The organism is Micromonospora sp. CA-263727 (genome assembly GCF_050942455.1).
Taxonomy (GTDB): Bacteria; Actinomycetota; Actinomycetes; order Mycobacteriales; family Micromonosporaceae; genus Micromonospora.
In genome coordinates this window covers 1273252-1290071 of record NZ_CP192031.1, presented here as the reverse complement: position 1 = coordinate 1290071, position 16820 = coordinate 1273252, and the positions used below count along the sequence as shown (strand labels likewise).

The window sequence follows — 16820 nt, the reverse complement described above, 5'->3', positions numbered from 1 at the left end:
GCGACACCCTACGGCGACCACCCTCCGTGAGCACGGAGCCGGTCCCTCTCCACTCTGTTGCCGCCCCGGGCATTCGCGGCCGACCGGCGCAGGGGTGGACAGGTTCCGCCGTTCAGCGGCCGGTGCGGGCCCGGATCAGGCGCGGTACGGCGGCCAGCCCGGTCACCGGGCGGAACGCCCGCGCCGCGTTGACCAGCGCGGCGTACTCGTCCTCGGTCAGGTCGATCTCCGCGGCGGCAGCGTTGCGTTCCATCTGCTCCACGCTGGACGCGCCGGGGATGGCCACCACGTTCGGGTGGCGCAGCACGTACGCCAGGGCGATCTGGCTCGGCGTGGCGTCGTGCGCGGCGGCCACCTGGCGCAGCGTCTCGATCAGCGCCGTGCCGCGCGCCAGGTTCTCCGGCAGGAAGTACGGGTTGGCCCGGCGCACCGCCCCGACCGGCGCATGCTGCGCGTCGTACCGCCCGGAGAGGAACCCCTGGGCCAGCGGGCTGTACGCGATGACCAGCCGCCCGGCCTGCTCCGCGTACGGCAGCAGATCCTCCTCCGGCCGGCGGTCGAGCAGGCTGTAGCGGACCTGGTTGCTCAGCACCCGCCGGCCCAGCGCCGCCTCGGCGACCTGCCAGCGGCGCAGGCTGTAGTTGCTCACCCCGACCTCGCCCACCAGGCCGACGTCCTGCAACGCGCGCATGCCCCGCATGGTCGCCTGGTCGGCGACCACCGGATTGTGATGATGCAGCTGATAGAGGTCGATGCTGGTGACGCCGAGCCGGGCCGCCGAGGCGACCGCCCGCTGCTGCACCACCGACGCGACCGGCAGCACCGGAAAGATCTTGGTAGCCACCGTCACCTTGTCCCGGTGGCCGGCCAGGGCCGCGCCGAGGATCCGTTCGCTGCGCCCGAAGCCGTACAGCTCCGCGGTGTCGAAGACGGTGACGCCCAGCTCGACGGCGCGCCGGACGATGTCCGCCGCCAACCGTTCGTAGTCGGGGCCGTAGCCCCACTCCCGCGAGCCGAACTGCCAGGTGCCGAGACCGATCTTGGACAGGGGTTTCGCCGTGTCGAGCCGCACGTAGCGCATGGCTCCGACCGTACCCGCAGCAGAGCACGACGGCCGCCGATCAGCCGCGCGATCGGGCTGGGGCTATGGTCGTGATCGTGACGTACCTTGCCGCCGACACGCGCTACGACCAGATGACCTACCGGCGCAGTGGAGCCAGCGGGCTGCGCCTGCCGGCGATCTCGCTCGGACTCTGGCACAACTTCGGGCCGGACCGCCCCTTCGAGCGCCAGCGGGACATCGTCCGGCGCGCCTTCGATCTCGGCGTCACCCAATTCGACCTGGCCAACAACTACGGCCCCCCGCCCGGCGCCGCCGAGGAGAACTTCGGCCGGATGCTCGCCGGCGACCTCAGGGCGTACCGGGACGAGCTGGTCATCTCCAGCAAGGCCGGCTACCTGATGTGGCCCGGCCCGTACGGCGAATGGGGTTCCCGCAAGTCCCTGGTCGCCTCGCTCGACCAGTCGCTGCGCCGCCTCGGCCTGGACTACGTCGACATCTTCTACAGCCACCGGTACGACCCGGACACCCCGCTGGAGGAGACGATGGCCGCGCTGGACGCCGTCGTCCGCTCCGGCAAGGCGCTCTACGTCGGCATCTCCAACTACAACTCCGAGCAGACCGAGCGGGCCGCGGCGATCCTGCGCGACCTGGGCACGCCCCTGCTGATCAACCAGCCGGCGTACTCGATGTTCAATCGGTGGACCGAGGAGGACGGCCTGCTGGACACGCTGGAGCGGGTCGGGGCGGGCTGCATCGCGTACAGCCCGCTGGCCCAGGGCCTGCTCACCGACCGCTACCTCGACGGCATCCCCGCCGACTCCCGGGTCCGCACCAGCGTCTTCCTCAGCGAGGGCGACGTGAGCCCGGAGCGGCTGGCCACCATCCGCGGCCTGAGTGAGATCGCCCGACGCCGGGGCCAGTCCCTCGCACAGCTCGCGCTCGCCTGGGCGCTGCGTGACCCGCGGATGACCAGCCTCATCATCGGCGCCAGCAGCGTGCCGCAGCTGGAGGCGAACATCGCCGCGCTGGACCACCTCGATCTGACCGCCGACGACCTGACCGAGATCGAAGCCCAGCTCGCCTGAGAAAGACCTGCGAGGGCGCGGTCACCAGGTGCGGGGGTTGGCCCGGTGATTGCGTACCGTGCAGGGCCGTCCCGGCGGCGGGCCGCTGCGGGACCCGCGCAGCCGCATGCCGATCCACAGGAGCAGCAGCGCGCCCAGCGCGATGCCGGCGATCAGCGGCAACCGGCGGCCGTCCAGGTAGGTCACCGCCGCCACCGGCACGTTGGGACCACCGGCCGAGGCATCACCGGCCGTGTCTCCGCCGGCCGCCCCGGCGGGTGGCGCGTCGCCCTCGGCGAGGGCCGGGGTGGCCTCCGTCACCGCGCCGGCCGGCTCGCCCTCGGCCCCTGCGCCCGGACCCGCCGGCCGGATGTCCACATCGGAGCAGGAGTAGTAGGTGTCGGCGGTGTCGGAGTTCTGCCAGACCGTGTAGATCACGTGACGGCCGGTCCGGTCGCCCGGCAACTGCCCGGACATCTGGTACGCCCCGTCGCGCACCGGCGGGTCGGTGGCCCGCAGGAACGGCACCCGGTCCAGATCCGCCCAGGTCAGCTTCTTCGTCGGGGAGTAACCGGCGCGGGTCAGGTAGAGCCGGAAGGTGCCCTTGTGCGGGATCGTGGTCCGGTAGCGCACCAGGAACTGCGCACTCGCCGTCAGCGGCGTGGACGGCCAGTCGGTACGCGGCAGGTCCAGCCCCCGGTACGCCGACAGTCCCCCGCTGCACAACTCCCCGTCGGGAATCCGCTCCCGATCGCGGCCGTTCACGCCGAACACCCGGATGTTGTCCCATTCGCGCAGCGCGGCGCCCTCCCTGACCGCTGCCCGGCAGGCCGGCGTGTCCACGTGCTCGCCGTCGGGCGCGCAGGCGGCAGCCCGGCTGACCGGGTACGTCGGCGCGCCGTGCGCGGCGGCGGGCGCCGTGCCGCTCGTCGCCGCGACGAGGGCGACCAGCAGAACGACGACGACTCGACGTACGGCCATGAGTGTGGACCTCCCAGACACTGGTACGGGCAGGAGGGGCCAACAGTTCGACGGCCGGGGCCGTACAAATCGCGGCTGATCGACCGATCCGTCGGGTGCGGTCACCGACGAACAGTTGATCGCGATGGCAGTCGATCAGGCTCGTGGAGATGGGCGGCAACCGACCGGTGAGGGTTGGCTGCCGCAGCGCTCCACGCGCCGCTCGTCGTTCGAGGCGGCGACCCGATGCCGGTGTCGGGCGCCCGTGGCGGACCAGGGCGCCCGACGGCTGGGCCGAGCCCGTCAGAGTGGCGGAAGGACCTGGGCCACCCGGGTCGCCATCGCCTGGTACCCCGGGGCGTTGGGGTGGAACGAGTCGCTCACCGGCGAGGTGAGGCCGTTGGCCCACACCCCGCTGGTGCTGCAGAGCCGGTGGCCGCGGAACAACTCCAGCCCGTTGACGTAGATGACACGGGAGTCGCCGGTGGCCACCACGGCGTCCCGGATCATCCGGTCGGTCTGGGCGGTCGCGTCGTAGATCGCTCTCCGTTCGCTCTCGATGAGGTTGCTTCCGAGGTCCGGGCAACGGTCCTGGGCCGGTGGCGGGTCCGCGGAGTCGTCCGGGTTGGGCACGACGGCCGGGTAGCTGAGCACCATGAGCTTCCCGGTGGGATGCATCTCCGACCTGATCTGCCGGTACAGGGCCGTGAGCTGGACCTGTACCTGGTCGAGCTTCTGCGGGGTGACCAACGGTCCTCCCGCGGAGCAGTCGGCGCCCAGGTAGCAGCCGGTGAGCTTGAGCGAGAAGTCGAGGTCGTTACCGCCGATGGTCAGCGTGACGAGCCGGGTGTGTGGCTGTATCGCGTCCAGTTGGGGTGGCACGCCGGGGTGCTGGCCCACGTACAGGTCGATGATCTTCCCGCCATGACATGCCGCCAGGGTCGGCCGGTCCACCGGCAGTCCCGACACGACTGTCCCCGTGATGAGGTTGGAATAGGTCGCATTCGACCGTCGGCACAATTCGTCGGAGTACGGTGGCGCGCCGGTGCCCGAGGAGTAGGAGTCACCCAGCGCGACGTGCCGGATCACCGGGGACTGGAGCCCGGTCCCGAACGGCCCGGTGCCCAGCACGATGTGCAGCAGGTTGCTGCCGAGACCCTCGCACAGCAGGTAGCGCAGCCCCGGTATGGGGAAGCAGCCGCCCCAGTAGACCCCGGCCGGAGCCAACAGGTAAAGCTCGAAGACGATCTCCACGTTACGGCCGCCGTCGAAGAGCTCACCGGGAATGCTGACGCCGCCCGAGGTCGCGCCGTAGTAGGTCGGCCCGTACGACAGGGGCGCCGTGGTGTAGAGGAACTGGCCGTCGAAGCGACCGCGATCGATCACCCCGGTGGCGATGTAGGCCGCGTTCAGCCAGAAGTTGCAGCCGAACTCCGCCAGGTAGGAGATGTTCGCCGCGTAGTTGGTCTGGTTGGGGGCGCCGCTGACGGAGCTGCTCCGCGTGATCGCCTCGGTGCAGTACAGCCCGGTTGGCGGGTCGTCGGGCCCGGCCTGCGGCGATGCCCCACGGAAGGTCGGCATGTCGGCCCTACGGATCGCCGCGCGGGCCGCGCTGTCCGCCTTGAGCGTGGCGCCGGGCCCCTTCGTGGCGCCCGGCAGCGCCTCGGGCTGACGTGGGCTCAGTGGTGTCGCGAAGGGCGTGATCTTCTTGGTGGTGCCCGGAAGGGTCACCGGATCGGGTGTCTGGATATCGGGCTGCCAACCCTCGCCCCGCGCGGCCGGTAAGGCCGCAGCGCCGTCATCGGCGGCCGGCGTCCCGGCCAGCGCGGGCTGTGCGCTGGCGAGTAGCCCGCCGATGACCGCGACTGCGGCGAGCAACCGCATACGCCGCCCTGGTGACACGGCTCTACGTGATGTCACTTGCCACCTCCCAGCATCATGTGATCGCCACATGACGATCAGTGACATGGATGCTAGGCAGGCGACGGGCGGCCGCAGAACCGTGAAATTACGCAAAGAGGCGCGTTGCGCCCGCTGCTACGAGATGTGCGTGACGTGGTGCACCGCGCAGGCCCGCACATCGGCGGTAGCGATCGAGGTCATGTGACCAAAGGCTCTGTTCCTCTCGGACCACGACACCGCAGGCTCACCGAGCACCTCAAGGTCGTAAGGGCGTGGCGATCCACTGTGCCGGGGCACCGGCGCACGATACCGATGAGCGGCGGCAGGAGACGAAGATGACGGACCGGGTGGGTCCAGCGGTGTACGGCAGCAGCCCGACGCAGGTCCCCAGCCCAGTGATCATTCAGGGCGGTATGGGTGTCGGTGTCTCCGGATGGCGGCTGGCCCGGGCGGTGGCTCGTACCGGCCAGCTGGGCGTGGTCTCCGGGGTGGCCCTGGACGCGCTGCTCGCCCGTCGACTCCAGGACGGCGACCAGGACGGGCGAGTACGGCAGGCACTGGCGCACTTTCCTGTCCCTGCGCTGGTACGTCGGGTGCTGAAGCGCTACTTCGTGCCTGGCGGGATACCGGATGGGAAGCCGTACCGGCCGGTGCCGCGGCTGGGGGTCTGTCCCCGTCGCGACGGGTTGGAACTCGCGGTGCTGGGGAACTTCGTCGAGGTGCTGCTCGCCAAGGACGGCCATGACGGCCCGATCGGGGTGAACTACCTGGAAAAGATCCAGATGGCTACGCCGGCGGCGGTGTACGGTGCGATGCTCGCCGGAATCGACTACGTGCTGATCGGCGCTGGGCTGCCGACCGAGATCCCCCGCCTGCTCGACGCTCTGGCTGAGCACCGTCCCGTACGGCTGCCGGTGGTGGTCCAGGGTGCGGCAGCCGACCAGCAGCGTCATGTTCTCTTCGATCCGCAAGATCTGTTGGATGTCACACCCGAGCCGGTACGGCGTCCGCGGTTGCTGGCGATCGTGTCGTCCGCCACGCTCGCGGTCTACCTGGCCCGCGACGACACCACCCGGCCGGACGGCTTCGTGGTGGAATCGCCACTTGCCGGCGGGCACAGCGCCCGACCTCGCGGCGCGTTGCGGTTGAGCGTCGACGGGGAGCCGGTGTACGGGCCGCGCGATCGCGTCGACCTGCCGAAGGTCGCCGCGTTGGGATTGCCGTTCTGGATCGCCGGCGGTCAGTGCGGCTCCGGTGAGCTGTCTGCGGCCCGCGCCGCGGGTGCCGCCGGCGTGCAGATCGGGACCGCGTTCGCGCTGTGCCGCGAGTCGGGCCTCGACGTGACGCTGCGCCGACGATTGCTGCGCGAGGCCACCCGCGGCTCCCTGGTGGTGCGTAATCATGCCGAGGTGTCGCCCACCGGCTTCCCGTTCAAGGTGGTGCATCTGCCGGGTACGGCGGCGGACGAGGAGGTCTACGCCGACCGGGCACGCCTCTGCGACCTCGGCTACCTCCGGAGCCCGTACCAGCGCCCCGACGGCAAGGTCGGTTACCGCTGTCCCGCTGAACCCGTCAGCGAGTACCTGCGCAAGGGTGGCGCGGTGGAGGACACCGTCGGGAGCCGGTGCCTGTGCAATGGCCTCGTCGCCGCCGTCGGTCTGGGCCAGCGACGAACGGACGGGTACCGTGAGCCACCGCTGCTGACCCTCGGGCAGGATCTGGCGTTCCTGCCGGAACTGATCGGCACTGGTGACGACTACGGTGCCGCCGATGTCGTGCACTACCTGCTCGGCAGGGCGTCGCCGCGGAACCGTCAGGCCGTCTCGGGCCCCGTGGAGTGAGCGCTGCCGGCGGCCGAGAGCCGCAGCGGACACCCGGCGAGCCGGACGGGTGACGGCTGCGGCGCTGCGTGTTGGCGGTCCACCGCCCGACCGGCCCGGTCAGCTGCCGTCGTGGTCCGGAAAATCGGCTACGTGCACCACGTCCGGGCCCCGACGGCGTGGCGCGAGGGCCGTGGCCGGCGGATCGGACGCGGGCACGCCAATCCGCACCACGAGTGCCGGATGACCCTCGGCGAGCAGCTCGCGAAGCAGCGCCCGGGACGCCGGGACCTCGACGAGGTCGCTCATCGGCGATGTGGACAGGCCGTGCGCCGTCGCCGTCAGGAGCAGCGCGGACAGCGCCTCCCCGGCGGTGAGCCAGTCGCCTGGTCGATCGCCGGCGGTCGCCAGCACCGCGTAGCTGGCGTGCTGGTCACCAACGGGCGGTGGATCGGGTACGACCGAGGTCCGCGCCTGGTGCGCGAGGAAGTCCCGGAGCGGAACCGGCCGGGCGGCCGGCGTGGGGCCCAGGCCCAGATGGTGCAGCGCCGCACCGCAGCTGAGCACCAACAGCCGTCCGTCCGGGTCGATCGACGGGATCTGCCGGCCACGGTCCGCTGACAGTTGACCCACCCCGCCGCCGATCCGCCATTTCCACGGCTGCGCGTTGAACACCGACGGCGCCCTCGTCGCCTGTGTCAGGACACGCTCGCTCCGGCCGGCCGGTCCGCCGTGGTCCCGGCCGGTGATCTGAAGGGCGGCCATCGCGCCTCCCGATTGTCGTCCTCCTCGGCGCCGGTCAGGCCGCCGCGGTGGGCCGCTGGGGGGTGAGTCGGTCCCAGACCGGAATCGGCAGGGCGATGACCGCGGCCGGGAACAGCCCGTGCTCCTCGTTGTCGATGTGTCGATGCAGCCGATCCAGGGCGGCCAGCACCGCCGCCCAGTCCGGTGCCGCGCGGTCGACGGTGCCGAGGACGCCGTGGATGTCGTCATGCTCGTCGCAGAGCTGGTCCACTGCTTCGGTGAGGCTGCCCTCGGCGCGCAGCTCGACGAACAGGCCGCGTTCCTCGGTGTCGGTGTGCGGTATCAGCAGCGCGAGCAGTTCGTCGAGGAGGGCGACGGGGTGACCCGTGCCGGAGGTGATCGCCGCGCGCAGCCGCCCGGCGGCATTGGCGATCGCCTCGTGTTCGATGGTCAGTCGACCGATCAACGGGAACTCCCGGCAGCCGCAGTAGTTGCACATGATCGATCTCCTGACGGCGATGTGGTGATACATCCAGGTTGCCCCGATAAACCTCGGGCGAGTAGGGCCGTTGGGCCTGTGCCGCACGGCGGCGGGGCCGCCGGGCCCGGCGTCGATCGTCCCGCCGACGCCGGGGCGACACCTTCCACCATCCGGCGTCGGCCGCCGAAACGCTCAGGCTGCGACAGACATCCGGTGCAGGCGGATCTGCCAGACGTCCGGGCCGTTTTGCAGCCACTCGGCGCTCACCTGACCGGCGTAACGGGCGTCGATCTCGGCCAGCAGGGGCCGGGGCGCGTGCGGGGCGACCAGGACCATCGCCGCTTCGGCGGGCAGGGCATCGATGGCGGCGAGCACCCGAGCGTGACGCTCCCCGTGCGGCAGGTCACGCACGTCGAGCCGGGGATCGATGGTCAGCAGCGGGGCGTCCGCCGCCGCGCTCGCGGCGTCCCCGCCGCAGCCACATCCGCTGCCCCCACCGCCGCCGCAGCCACCTGCCGACGAGCCGGTCTCGGCGCCGACGAGTTCGTGCATCCCGTCGAGCAGCGCGGCCAGGGACACCGTCCCGGCGTCGACCAGCAGGGGCACCAGGAGATCGTTCTCTTTGGCCAGGTGGATGGCGAGGACCGCCTGTAGCGCTCGGGCGGCAGCAGCCGCCACCGTCGGGGAGGTGGTCTCCTCCAGCTCGGCGACCAGTGCCGTGATGGCGCGGTGTTCACCGAGCATCCCCTCCACCAGCAGCCTGCCCGCCGGCAGCTCGGCGGCGGCCGGATACAGGGCCGCCTCCTCGGCGTACGCGTGCGGCAGCAGCTCACCGTGCAGCCAGGTCACCAACTCGTCGCGGTGCGTCCACCCCGGCCTGGTGACACCGGCGTCGACGGCATCGACCAGTCGCGCCACATGCCCGGTCAGTGCGGCGGACAGCTCGCTGTGGTGGCGCACGACCGCGCGCGCGGCCCGTTCGTCAGCGACGAGTTCGGACTGTGACATGAGACCCTCCCAGGGTTTCTACGTCTTTTGGCGTTGTAACGTTATTCGACATGGAAACTCCGCGGATAGGCCCCAGCGGGGAGACGATCGACACTCCGCGTCACCGGGCGCTGGGTTCGGCCAGCCGAGTGGCGATCCTGCGTCTGGTACGGGCCGCCGAGGGCGGCGTCACCGCCGCCGAGGTGGCCGCCCGCACCGGGCAGCACCTGTCCACGACCCGCACCCACCTGGACCGGCTCACCGAGGCCGGGCTCCTGGTCAAGGCACGCGCCAGCGGCGGCCTGCCGGGCCGTCCGGCCTGGCGGTACCGGGCGGCGGCGGCCGATCCAGCCCCGGCCACCTACCGGGCCCTGGCGGCTGCCCTGCTCAGACACCTGTCCCGCCTGGGCCGCGGTGACGTCAAGGCCACCGCGGCCCAGGCGGGCCAAGAATGGGGCCGGCAGTTGGCCGCCGCGGCGCCACGCAGCGAAGACCCGGTCGACACCGTCCTGACGGTGCTTGACGGGTTGGGTTTCAGCCCGCAACGACAGCCGACCGAGAACGGCGATGCCGGGGCCGAGTTGCACCTACGGACCTGCCCGTTCCTGGAACTGGTGGGTCAGAACCCTGACGCGATGTGCGGGCTGCACCTCGGCGTCGTCCGGGGGGTCCTGCAACACGACGGCGTACCGGACGCATCGGTGGTGTTGGAACCCTTCGGCGCGCCGGCCGCGTGCGTCGTGAGACTGCCGGCCCCGGCCCCGGCGCCGCGAGCGACCGGGCAGCAGCCGTGAGCGTCTCGACCGCGATGCCCCCCGTCCGGTGGCGGCTACCCGCCCTCGCCACCGCCGCCGTCGCGCTGCTGGCCGGCCTGTACGCGGGCCTGCTGCTGCTCGGCACGCCGATCCCCGCACCGCCAATGGCGGTGGAGCAGGTGCACGGACCGCTGATGGTCCTCGGCTTCGTCGGCACGCTGGTCGCGCTGGAACGCGCAGTCGCGCTCGGCGCTCGATGGGCGCTGCTGGCCCCGGCCTGTTCCGGGCTCGGCGGTCTCGTGCTGGTGGCCGCCGGACCGGGCCTGGCTGGCAAGGCGCTGCTCATGGCGGGTTCGGTGATCCTGCTCGGGATCTACCGGGCGCTGTGGCGTCGCCAGCCCGGGGTCGCGCTGCTCGCCCAGGCCACCGGCGCGTTCGCCTGGTACGCGGCCACGCTGCTGTGGCTGGCCGGCTACTCCGTCGCCGAGACCGTGCCGTGGCTGACGGTCTTCGTCGTGGCCACGATCGCCGGTGAACGCCTTGAGTTGGCGCACGTCGCGCTGCGCCACCCGCACACCGAACGGTGGTTCCTCACCGTGCTGGCCGCCCTGCTGGCCGGAGCCACGGCGACCACGCTGTGGCCGTCGACCGGCCCGCATCTGCTGGGTGCGGGCGTGCTCGCCGTGACGGCGTGGCTCGCCATCTTCGACGTCGCCCGCCACACCGTCCGGGCGAGGGCCCTCCCCCGGTACGTCGCGGTCGGTCTGCTGTCCGGTTACGGGTGGCTGGCCCTGGCCGGCGTACTGTGGGCCGGCGCCGGACCGGCGACCGACGGCCCCCGGTACGACGCCACGGTGCACGCGGTCTTCCTCGGCTTCGTCATGTCCATGATCTTCGTACACGCGCCGGTGATCCTGCCCGCGATCCTGCGCCGGCCCCTGCCCTACCACCGGCTGCTCTACGCGCCCCTCGCCGTGCTGCACACCTCGCTGCTGGTACGCGTCGGCCTCGGCGACGCCGCCGGAGTGGAGCAGGTGTGGCGCTGGGCCGGAGTCGCCAACGTGGCCGCTGTGCTCGGCTTCGCCGGCTGCGCCGTCGCGCTGTCACGTCGACACGGACGGTCGTCGCGGACGACGCCGGCACCGGCCCGGCCGCGGGTCGCGGCGGGTGTGTCGTGAAAACCACCGTGGCGAGGGATGCGGCGGCGGCCAGCGGCGGCGGTCCCACGGGCCGGGCGAGCTGGCACCGCCGCGCCGGCATGCTGCCCCTGGCATACCTGGTCGCGCTCGTCGCCGTGGCGCTCACCCACCCGTTCCTGCCGTCCTGGCGGTGGCTGGGCATTCATCTGCTGCTGCTCGGCGCCGCCACCAACGCCATCGTGATCTGGAGCGCCCACTTCACGAGCGCCGTGCTGCGCTGCCCGCCGCCGGCCAACCGCCACGGCGAGCGGATCCGGCTCACCGTGCTCAACCTTGGCATCGCCGGCGTGCTCGCCAACGACCTCGTCGACCAGCCGTGGATCGGCGTCATCGGCGCCGGCACGGTGTTCGCCGCAGTCACGGCACACCTGCTGTGGTTGCTCGCGCGGCTGCGGGCGACGCTGCCCGCCCGCTTCGCCGTCACGGTGCACTACTACCTGGCCGCCACCGGTGCCCTGCTGATCGGGATTCCGGTCGGCGCCTGGATGCTCGTCGTCGACGCCGACAGCCGGCCTCGACTGCTGCTGTTCCACGCGCACGTCAATCTGTTGGGCTGGGTGACGTTGACCGTGCTGGGCACCCTGCTCACCCTGTGGCCCACCGTGCTGCGCACCCGAATGGCCGACGGCGCCGCCACCACGGCCCGTCGGGCCCTGCCCATCGCGGTCGCCGGGATCACCGCGCTCGGTATCGGTGTGCTGGCCTGGTGGCCGCCGCTGGCCGCCGGTGGGCTGGCACTGACGGCCACGGCGATCCTGCTCACCGCCGGGCAGGCCGGGCAGGCGGCCCGCCGCAAGACCCCGGCCTCCTTCCCGAGCTGGTCCATCACGGCCGCCGCCGGCTGGTTGCTCGTCGCGCTCAGCGTCGACGCCTGGACGCTGCTGTCCGCGCCCGACCCGGCTGCGGCGGCAGACCGCTTCGGTGTCGTGCTCGTCCCGTTCCTCGTCGGCTTCGTCGGCCAGGTTCTCCTCGGCGCGCTGGCGTACCTGCTGCCCGTGGCCCTCGGCGGCGGCCCAGCCCTGGTACGCGAGCGCACCGAACGACTCGACCGGCACTGGCCACAACGCATCGCCACGGCCAACGCCGCCCTGGCCGTCTTCGTCCTGCCAGTCCCCCCGTCCGTACGGATCACCACCTCGCTGCTCCTGCTCGCCGCCCTGCTCCAGTTCCTCGTCCCCGCCGTGCACGTCCTGCTCGCCTCCCGGAGACAACCGTGACACCGCCTGCCGCCGCACCCCCGACCCCGGCGACGCGCCCGATCGGCGGCGTAGCGGTCGGGCTCGCCCTGGTCCTGCTGGCCGTCCTGATCGGCGTGGCCGCTCAACGCGCCACCGCACCGGCCACCACCAACACCGCCGCGACGGTCGGCGTGACACCCACCGGGCAGACCACCACCGTCGCAGTCACCGCGAACGGCATGCGATTCCACCCGGACCGCATCACCGTCCCGACGGGGGACCGGCTCATCATCGAACTGACCAACAACGACCAACGCCGCCACGACCTCGTCCTGGCAACCGGCGTCAAGACTCCCGCCCTCGCCCGCAACGGCACCACCCGCCTGGACGCCGGCATCATCGGCACCGCCGTCGCCGGCTGGTGCTCACTGCCCGGGCACCGCCAAGCGGGCATGACCCTGACCATCACCCCCACGTCGACGTCGGCCGACACCGGCCGCCACGCCCAGCACGCCGCGCCGACGACGGATCCGGCGCCCGCACCGCTCATCGATGCGATGGCGGCGCCCACGGCCGGCTTCACCGCCCGCGACGCCACCGCCCCGCCCACCCCGGCCGGCCGGGTCCACCACGTCGAACTGCGGGTGCGGGAGGTCGTACGGGAGGTCGCACCCGGCGTACGGCAGCAGTTGTGGACCTTCAACGGCAGGTCACCCGGTCCCGTCCTGCGTGGGCGGATCGGCGACACCTTCGAGGTCACCCTGATCAACGACGGCACCATGGACCACGGCATCGACTTCCATGCCGGCGCCCTCGCCCCCGACCGGCCCATGCGGCCCATCGACCCCGGCCAGCGGCTCATCTACCGGTTCACCGCCACCAAGGCCGGTATCTGGATGTACCACTGCTCGACCATGCCGATGCTGCACCACATCGGCAACGGCATGTACGGAGCGGTCATCATCGACCCACCCGACCTGCCCGCCGTCGACCACGAATACGTCCTCGTGCAGTCCGAGCTCTACCTCGGCGCTGACGGCCAACCCGGCGACCTGACCAAGATGCAGGCCGAACGACCCGACGCGGTGGTCTTCAACGGCTACGTTTCCCAGTACGCACACCAGCCGTTGACCGCCGGCACCGGCGAACGGCTCCGTATCTGGCTGCTCAACGCCGGCCCCAACCGCTCCAGCGCCTTCCACGTCGTCGGCACCCAGTTCGACTCCGTCTACGCGGAGGGCAGATGGCAGCTGCGGCCCAGCGATCCAGGGGCGGCACAGGTTCTCGACCTCGCTCCGGCCGCTGGCGGCTTCGTCGAGACAGTTCTGCCCCAGCCGGGTCAGTACCCCTTCGTCACCCATGCCATGGTCGACGCCGAACGCGGCGCCCGCGGCGTGATCCAGGTTCGGTGAGCGGGCCCATGACCGCTCCCGGATACACCGCCACCAGATCTGCCGCCCGGCCGCGGCGCCGCAGGCTCCGACGGTTCGTCCCGCCTCAGCACGGCGCGTGGGCGATGCTGCTCGTGCCATGGCTCGCCGCGGTCTTCACCGTCGGACTCCGCTGGCCACACCTGCCACTACTCGGTGCCTGGCTCACCGGTTACCTTCTCATCTACTACCTGCTACAGGCCGTCAAGACGCGCCGCCCGGTCCGCGTCCGCGCCCAACTGTGGACCTACAGCATCCCGACCGGACTCCTCGGTGGCCTCGTCCTTCTCCTTCGCCCGGAACTGCTGTGGTACGCCCCCGCCTACGCCACCCTGTTGGTCGTCAATATCGTCTACGCGCGGCGGCGAGCCGAACGCGCTCTCGGCAACGACATCGCCTCCGTCGCCCAGAGCTGCCTCATGGTTTTCGTCTGCGCCACCGCCGCCGGCCAGCCTCCCGACACGGTCGTCACCGCATTCCTGGCCGTCGCCGCCTATTTCACCGGCACCGTCCTGTACGTCAAGACGATGATCCGCGAACGTGGCAACACCACCTACTACCACGCCTCGGTCGGCTATCACATCGCCTCGGTTGCCCTGGCCGCCTGGCTCAGTCTCCCCCTGCTCTGCGTGTTCCTACTCCTCCTCATCCGCGCCACCGTCCTACCCCGACGCAGGCTCACCCCGAAACACGTCGGCATCGTCGAGATCCTCGCCAGCACCCTCGTGCTGCTCGCCAGCACGAGCTGAACAGGCGGTCACGTCCACCGGCTACTCGACTGCGCCGCTACCGACCTGCCGGAACTACAGCGCCTCGCTACCACGATCGAGACCTGGTGCCGCAGGTCCTCGCGTTCCTGCTGTCGGCGTACAGGTTGGTGTCCCCAGGTAGGTACGGAGATGAAAGTCTGTCGCTGATCTTGTGACGGCGGCCGGCGGTGACCATCTATGCCGGATCCGTGCAGAGGTTACGAGATTCCCTCGTGCCGTGGTCACAGAGGAAACTTCATCTGCGCCTCCCGCGGTGTAGTGCCCCGTCATGCAACGCCGGAATGGCCAGCTCAGACTGTTAGCTCCAGAAATGTGGGCCAACTCAGGCTCGGCTGGACGCACTTGGCCGAACAGCGGCAAACACACATCGAGCCAGGGCGTCCAGCCGAGCCAATTCAGTCATCAAGCAAAGACTCATAAAGTCTAGGGCTTAATTCCCGCAGAGCCTCCCGGTACGGCGGATCCCGCAACCCGTCAAGGTAGTACATATCGATAGCGTACTCGAACATGGATATGTGTTCGATCACCGCCCCCAAGAAATTAACTAGCTGATCGCGCTCAGAGGCCAGATCGTGATCGAGCAGCACCTTCCGCGTCCAGGGTAGGGCAACTTGGATCACCAGGTCGAAATCGGTGATTCTGCCAAGCGGTTCCAGCACCGGCAGAGAGGAATGTAGATGCTGACAAGCTAACTCCACCAGATCAGGGCGGCAGAATGGCAACGCAAGCCAGACGAGGTCACCAAGGGGGCCAAAACTCCATGGCATCGGGAACTGCGGGTCGCCGGCCGATGACGGCAGGACAATCCACTCCACGCGATCCCGCTCAGGCACACCATCAACCACGCAAGCCACCTCTACCCCTCGCCATAAATTATCTTACCCAACTAGGCGGTGCAAGTCATCGGGTCAATTTGACAATAACCGCGAGGAAGTGCCCCCACTTCCTGCAGATACTGCTCGGCCGCTCCCATCAGTCCGTGTTCATAGATCATCGGTCGTCACGAACTGCTGGTATCGGTCGCGTTGCGCCGACGGATCGAGCAGGTCGACCTCGCCAGCGGAGACCCGGGCGATCTCGGCGTCCAGCTCCTCGCGTCGGTGCCGCAGCTCCGTCAGCCGGACATCCGGATTGGTCTCGGCACCGAACGCCATCTGCCGCAGCAACTCCAGCGCGATGTTCAGCCGCGATTCGGTGCCGACGAAGGAGCGGGCGCGCAGCGACTGCACCCAAGCAAGCGCGCGTTCCACCGCTGGCGTGGCGTCGAAGTGCACCTGGTCCGATCCGGGCAGGTAGTACTTGCGCAGCCAGCCCACGTCGGGCTGTGCCCACTCGTCCAGGTACGCCTTTGCCGTACGCGGATACGTACCCTCCCCGAACCGCTCGTTGAGCGCGAAGAGCTCGTCCTCCAGTCGCCCGGCCAACTCGACCGCAGAGATCGAGCGGATGTTCTCCTCGACAAAAACCCGCCCCAGAAACGACAGCACCAGGGGAGCGTGGTCGGCCCGGAGCAACGCCACGCGGGGCTGTTTCGACGAAGCCAGTCAAGGCTGTCGAAATCCACTCCGGCCCGCTCCTGCTCCACTCCGCGTCCAGTGACCGCACAGATGTTACGGAATTCTGTTACCGAGTGCTATCCACCGACCACGCCAGATCGATCTCTGGTTGGCCGTCGCCAGGACTGGGCTGCGTCGATGCGACTGATGAGCAGCTGGACCGCTGTGGCGGCCCGGTGCACATCGGCCGGTACGTAGTCTTCGAGGCCCTCGGCTGCCGCCGGGTACAGGTCCGCCCAGACGGCGGGTACCTGCAGCACCGGCGGCCAGGAATGACGTGCGCGTGCCGCGAAGACCTGCGCGCACGCTTCCCTCACTGCGGGAAGTTGTTCATCATCGACGAGTGGTTCCATCAGCAGTAGATCCACCAGATCGCGGGCGCGCGTGTTCACCACACCGGGTGTTAACGGATCGGTGCAGGCATGAATCTTTTGGGCGATCTGGAAGCGGATCGACAGGCAGGGAACCGGTGCGGCGGGCTCGAACCCGAGGCCGTCAAGCGGTGGCGCACTGACTTCTTCGTACTCGGCCGCCGCACCTGCTTCAGCAGCGCTGATTTCAACGGGGACGGTGGCGAACGGCTTGCCTTGGAAGCTGAGCTTGACCTCGAAACGGCGGGGCTTGACGGTCAGGCCCGGGATATCCACCTCGGCACGGCGGGTGACCCGACCGGTGAAGCCAACCCACGGGACCTTGACGGCCTCGTCCGCGAGGGACATGAAGTCATCGAGGTCACCGCGCACGACTGCATCAAGATCCTTGGAGGTACGCGACGCGGACAGCCCGAGACGAAACTCGAGCGCGGTTCCACCTTTGACCAGCAGTGGTGGGCCGCTGATCGGCTGCTCGACCCGGGAGAGCATTTCGGTGACAACCAAGGCGCTAAGCTGGCGCTGCACCTGGGCACGTCG

Annotated in this window: 16 protein-coding genes; 7 read left to right on the top strand and 9 right to left on the bottom strand. The window is 70.4% G+C overall.

Features of this window, described 5'->3' with window-relative positions; all coding sequences use genetic code 11:
• Nucleotides 1-112: 112 nt before the first annotated feature.
• Nucleotides 113-1081: an aldo/keto reductase gene (locus tag ACQPYA_RS05995; protein ID WP_433531641.1), complete on the bottom strand. Its 969-nt coding sequence runs from the start codon at nt 1079-1081 to the stop codon at nt 113-115.
• A 71-nt stretch (nt 1082-1152) separates the two neighbouring features.
• Here ACQPYA_RS05995 and mgrA point away from each other — a divergent pair, with 71 nt between their 5' ends.
• Nucleotides 1153-2148, top strand: a complete 996-nt coding sequence (gene mgrA / locus ACQPYA_RS05990) for an L-glyceraldehyde 3-phosphate reductase (RefSeq protein ID WP_433533392.1) — start codon at nt 1153-1155, stop codon at nt 2146-2148.
• Nucleotides 2149-2169: 21 nt separating this feature from the next.
• On the opposite strand, the gene ACQPYA_RS05985 is transcribed toward mgrA, so the two are convergent.
• Nucleotides 2170-3108 (bottom strand): lytic polysaccharide monooxygenase auxiliary activity family 9 protein, encoded by a 939-nt coding sequence (locus tag ACQPYA_RS05985; RefSeq protein WP_433531640.1) that lies wholly within the window; start codon nt 3106-3108, stop codon nt 2170-2172.
• Nucleotides 3109-3390: 282 nt separating this feature from the next.
• Entirely contained in the window at nt 3391-4971 is a 1581-nt protein-coding gene (locus tag ACQPYA_RS05980) for a GDSL-type esterase/lipase family protein (RefSeq protein ID WP_433531639.1), read from the bottom strand.
• 353 nt (nt 4972-5324) lie between these two features.
• Between ACQPYA_RS05980 and ACQPYA_RS05975 the strand changes: the two genes are divergently transcribed.
• Nucleotides 5325-6830 (top strand): nitronate monooxygenase, encoded by a 1506-nt coding sequence (locus ACQPYA_RS05975; protein ID WP_433531638.1) that lies wholly within the window; start codon nt 5325-5327, stop codon nt 6828-6830.
• A 99-nt stretch (nt 6831-6929) separates the two neighbouring features.
• Here the strand turns inward: ACQPYA_RS05975 and ACQPYA_RS05970 are convergent, their stop codons facing one another.
• The 3 genes from ACQPYA_RS05970 to ACQPYA_RS05960 form a co-directional block, all read right to left on the bottom strand.
• Nucleotides 6930-7574 carry a nitroreductase family protein gene (locus tag ACQPYA_RS05970; protein WP_433531637.1) on the bottom strand — a complete coding sequence of 215 codons (645 nt, stop codon included), beginning with the start codon at nt 7572-7574 and terminating at the stop codon, nt 6930-6932.
• Nucleotides 7575-7608: 34 nt separating this feature from the next.
• Nucleotides 7609-8052, bottom strand: coding sequence for a hemerythrin domain-containing protein (locus tag ACQPYA_RS05965; protein ID WP_433531636.1), 444 nt, complete (start codon nt 8050-8052; stop codon nt 7609-7611).
• 174 nt (nt 8053-8226) lie between these two features.
• Nucleotides 8227-9042: a DUF2249 domain-containing protein gene (locus ACQPYA_RS05960; RefSeq protein WP_433531635.1), complete on the bottom strand. Its 816-nt coding sequence runs from the start codon at nt 9040-9042 to the stop codon at nt 8227-8229.
• 50 nt (nt 9043-9092) lie between these two features.
• Between ACQPYA_RS05960 and ACQPYA_RS05955 the strand changes: the two genes are divergently transcribed.
• The 5 genes from ACQPYA_RS05955 to ACQPYA_RS05935 are packed head-to-tail and all read left to right on the top strand — an operon-like array spanning nt 9093 to nt 14332.
• Nucleotides 9093-9815 carry a helix-turn-helix transcriptional regulator gene (locus ACQPYA_RS05955; RefSeq protein WP_433531634.1) on the top strand — a complete coding sequence of 241 codons (723 nt, stop codon included), beginning with the start codon at nt 9093-9095 and terminating at the stop codon, nt 9813-9815.
• A complete protein-coding gene (locus tag ACQPYA_RS05950; RefSeq protein ID WP_433531633.1) occupies nt 9812-10954 on the top strand; it encodes a hypothetical protein in 1143 nt (380 codons plus the stop codon). The genes ACQPYA_RS05955 and ACQPYA_RS05950 overlap by 4 nt, the downstream gene beginning before the upstream one ends.
• On the top strand, nt 10951-12192 hold the full coding sequence (locus ACQPYA_RS05945; protein ID WP_433531632.1) for a hypothetical protein: 1242 nt from the start codon (nt 10951-10953) through the stop codon (nt 12190-12192). Before ACQPYA_RS05950 ends, ACQPYA_RS05945 begins: the two co-directional genes overlap by 4 nt.
• On the top strand, nt 12189-13565 hold the full coding sequence (locus ACQPYA_RS05940; protein WP_433531631.1) for a multicopper oxidase domain-containing protein: 1377 nt from the start codon (nt 12189-12191) through the stop codon (nt 13563-13565). Before ACQPYA_RS05945 ends, ACQPYA_RS05940 begins: the two co-directional genes overlap by 4 nt.
• A gap of 8 nt (nt 13566-13573) precedes the next feature.
• Nucleotides 13574-14332: a YwiC-like family protein gene (locus ACQPYA_RS05935; RefSeq protein ID WP_433531630.1), complete on the top strand. Its 759-nt coding sequence runs from the start codon at nt 13574-13576 to the stop codon at nt 14330-14332.
• A gap of 416 nt (nt 14333-14748) precedes the next feature.
• Here ACQPYA_RS05935 and ACQPYA_RS05930 read toward each other — a convergent pair whose 3' ends face one another.
• The 3 genes from ACQPYA_RS05930 to ACQPYA_RS05920 all read right to left on the bottom strand — a co-directional run bounded on the left by ACQPYA_RS05930 (nt 14749) and on the right by ACQPYA_RS05920 (nt 16808).
• Complete coding sequence (locus tag ACQPYA_RS05930; RefSeq protein WP_433531629.1) at nt 14749-15198, bottom strand: hypothetical protein; 450 nt, start codon at nt 15196-15198, stop codon at nt 14749-14751.
• A 138-nt stretch (nt 15199-15336) separates the two neighbouring features.
• Nucleotides 15337-15840 (bottom strand): DUF3375 family protein, encoded by a 504-nt coding sequence (locus ACQPYA_RS05925; RefSeq protein WP_433531628.1) that lies wholly within the window; start codon nt 15838-15840, stop codon nt 15337-15339.
• 146 nt (nt 15841-15986) lie between these two features.
• On the bottom strand, nt 15987-16808 hold the full coding sequence (locus ACQPYA_RS05920; RefSeq protein ID WP_433531627.1) for a nucleotidyl transferase AbiEii/AbiGii toxin family protein: 822 nt from the start codon (nt 16806-16808) through the stop codon (nt 15987-15989).
• Nucleotides 16809-16820: the final 12 nt, after the last annotated feature.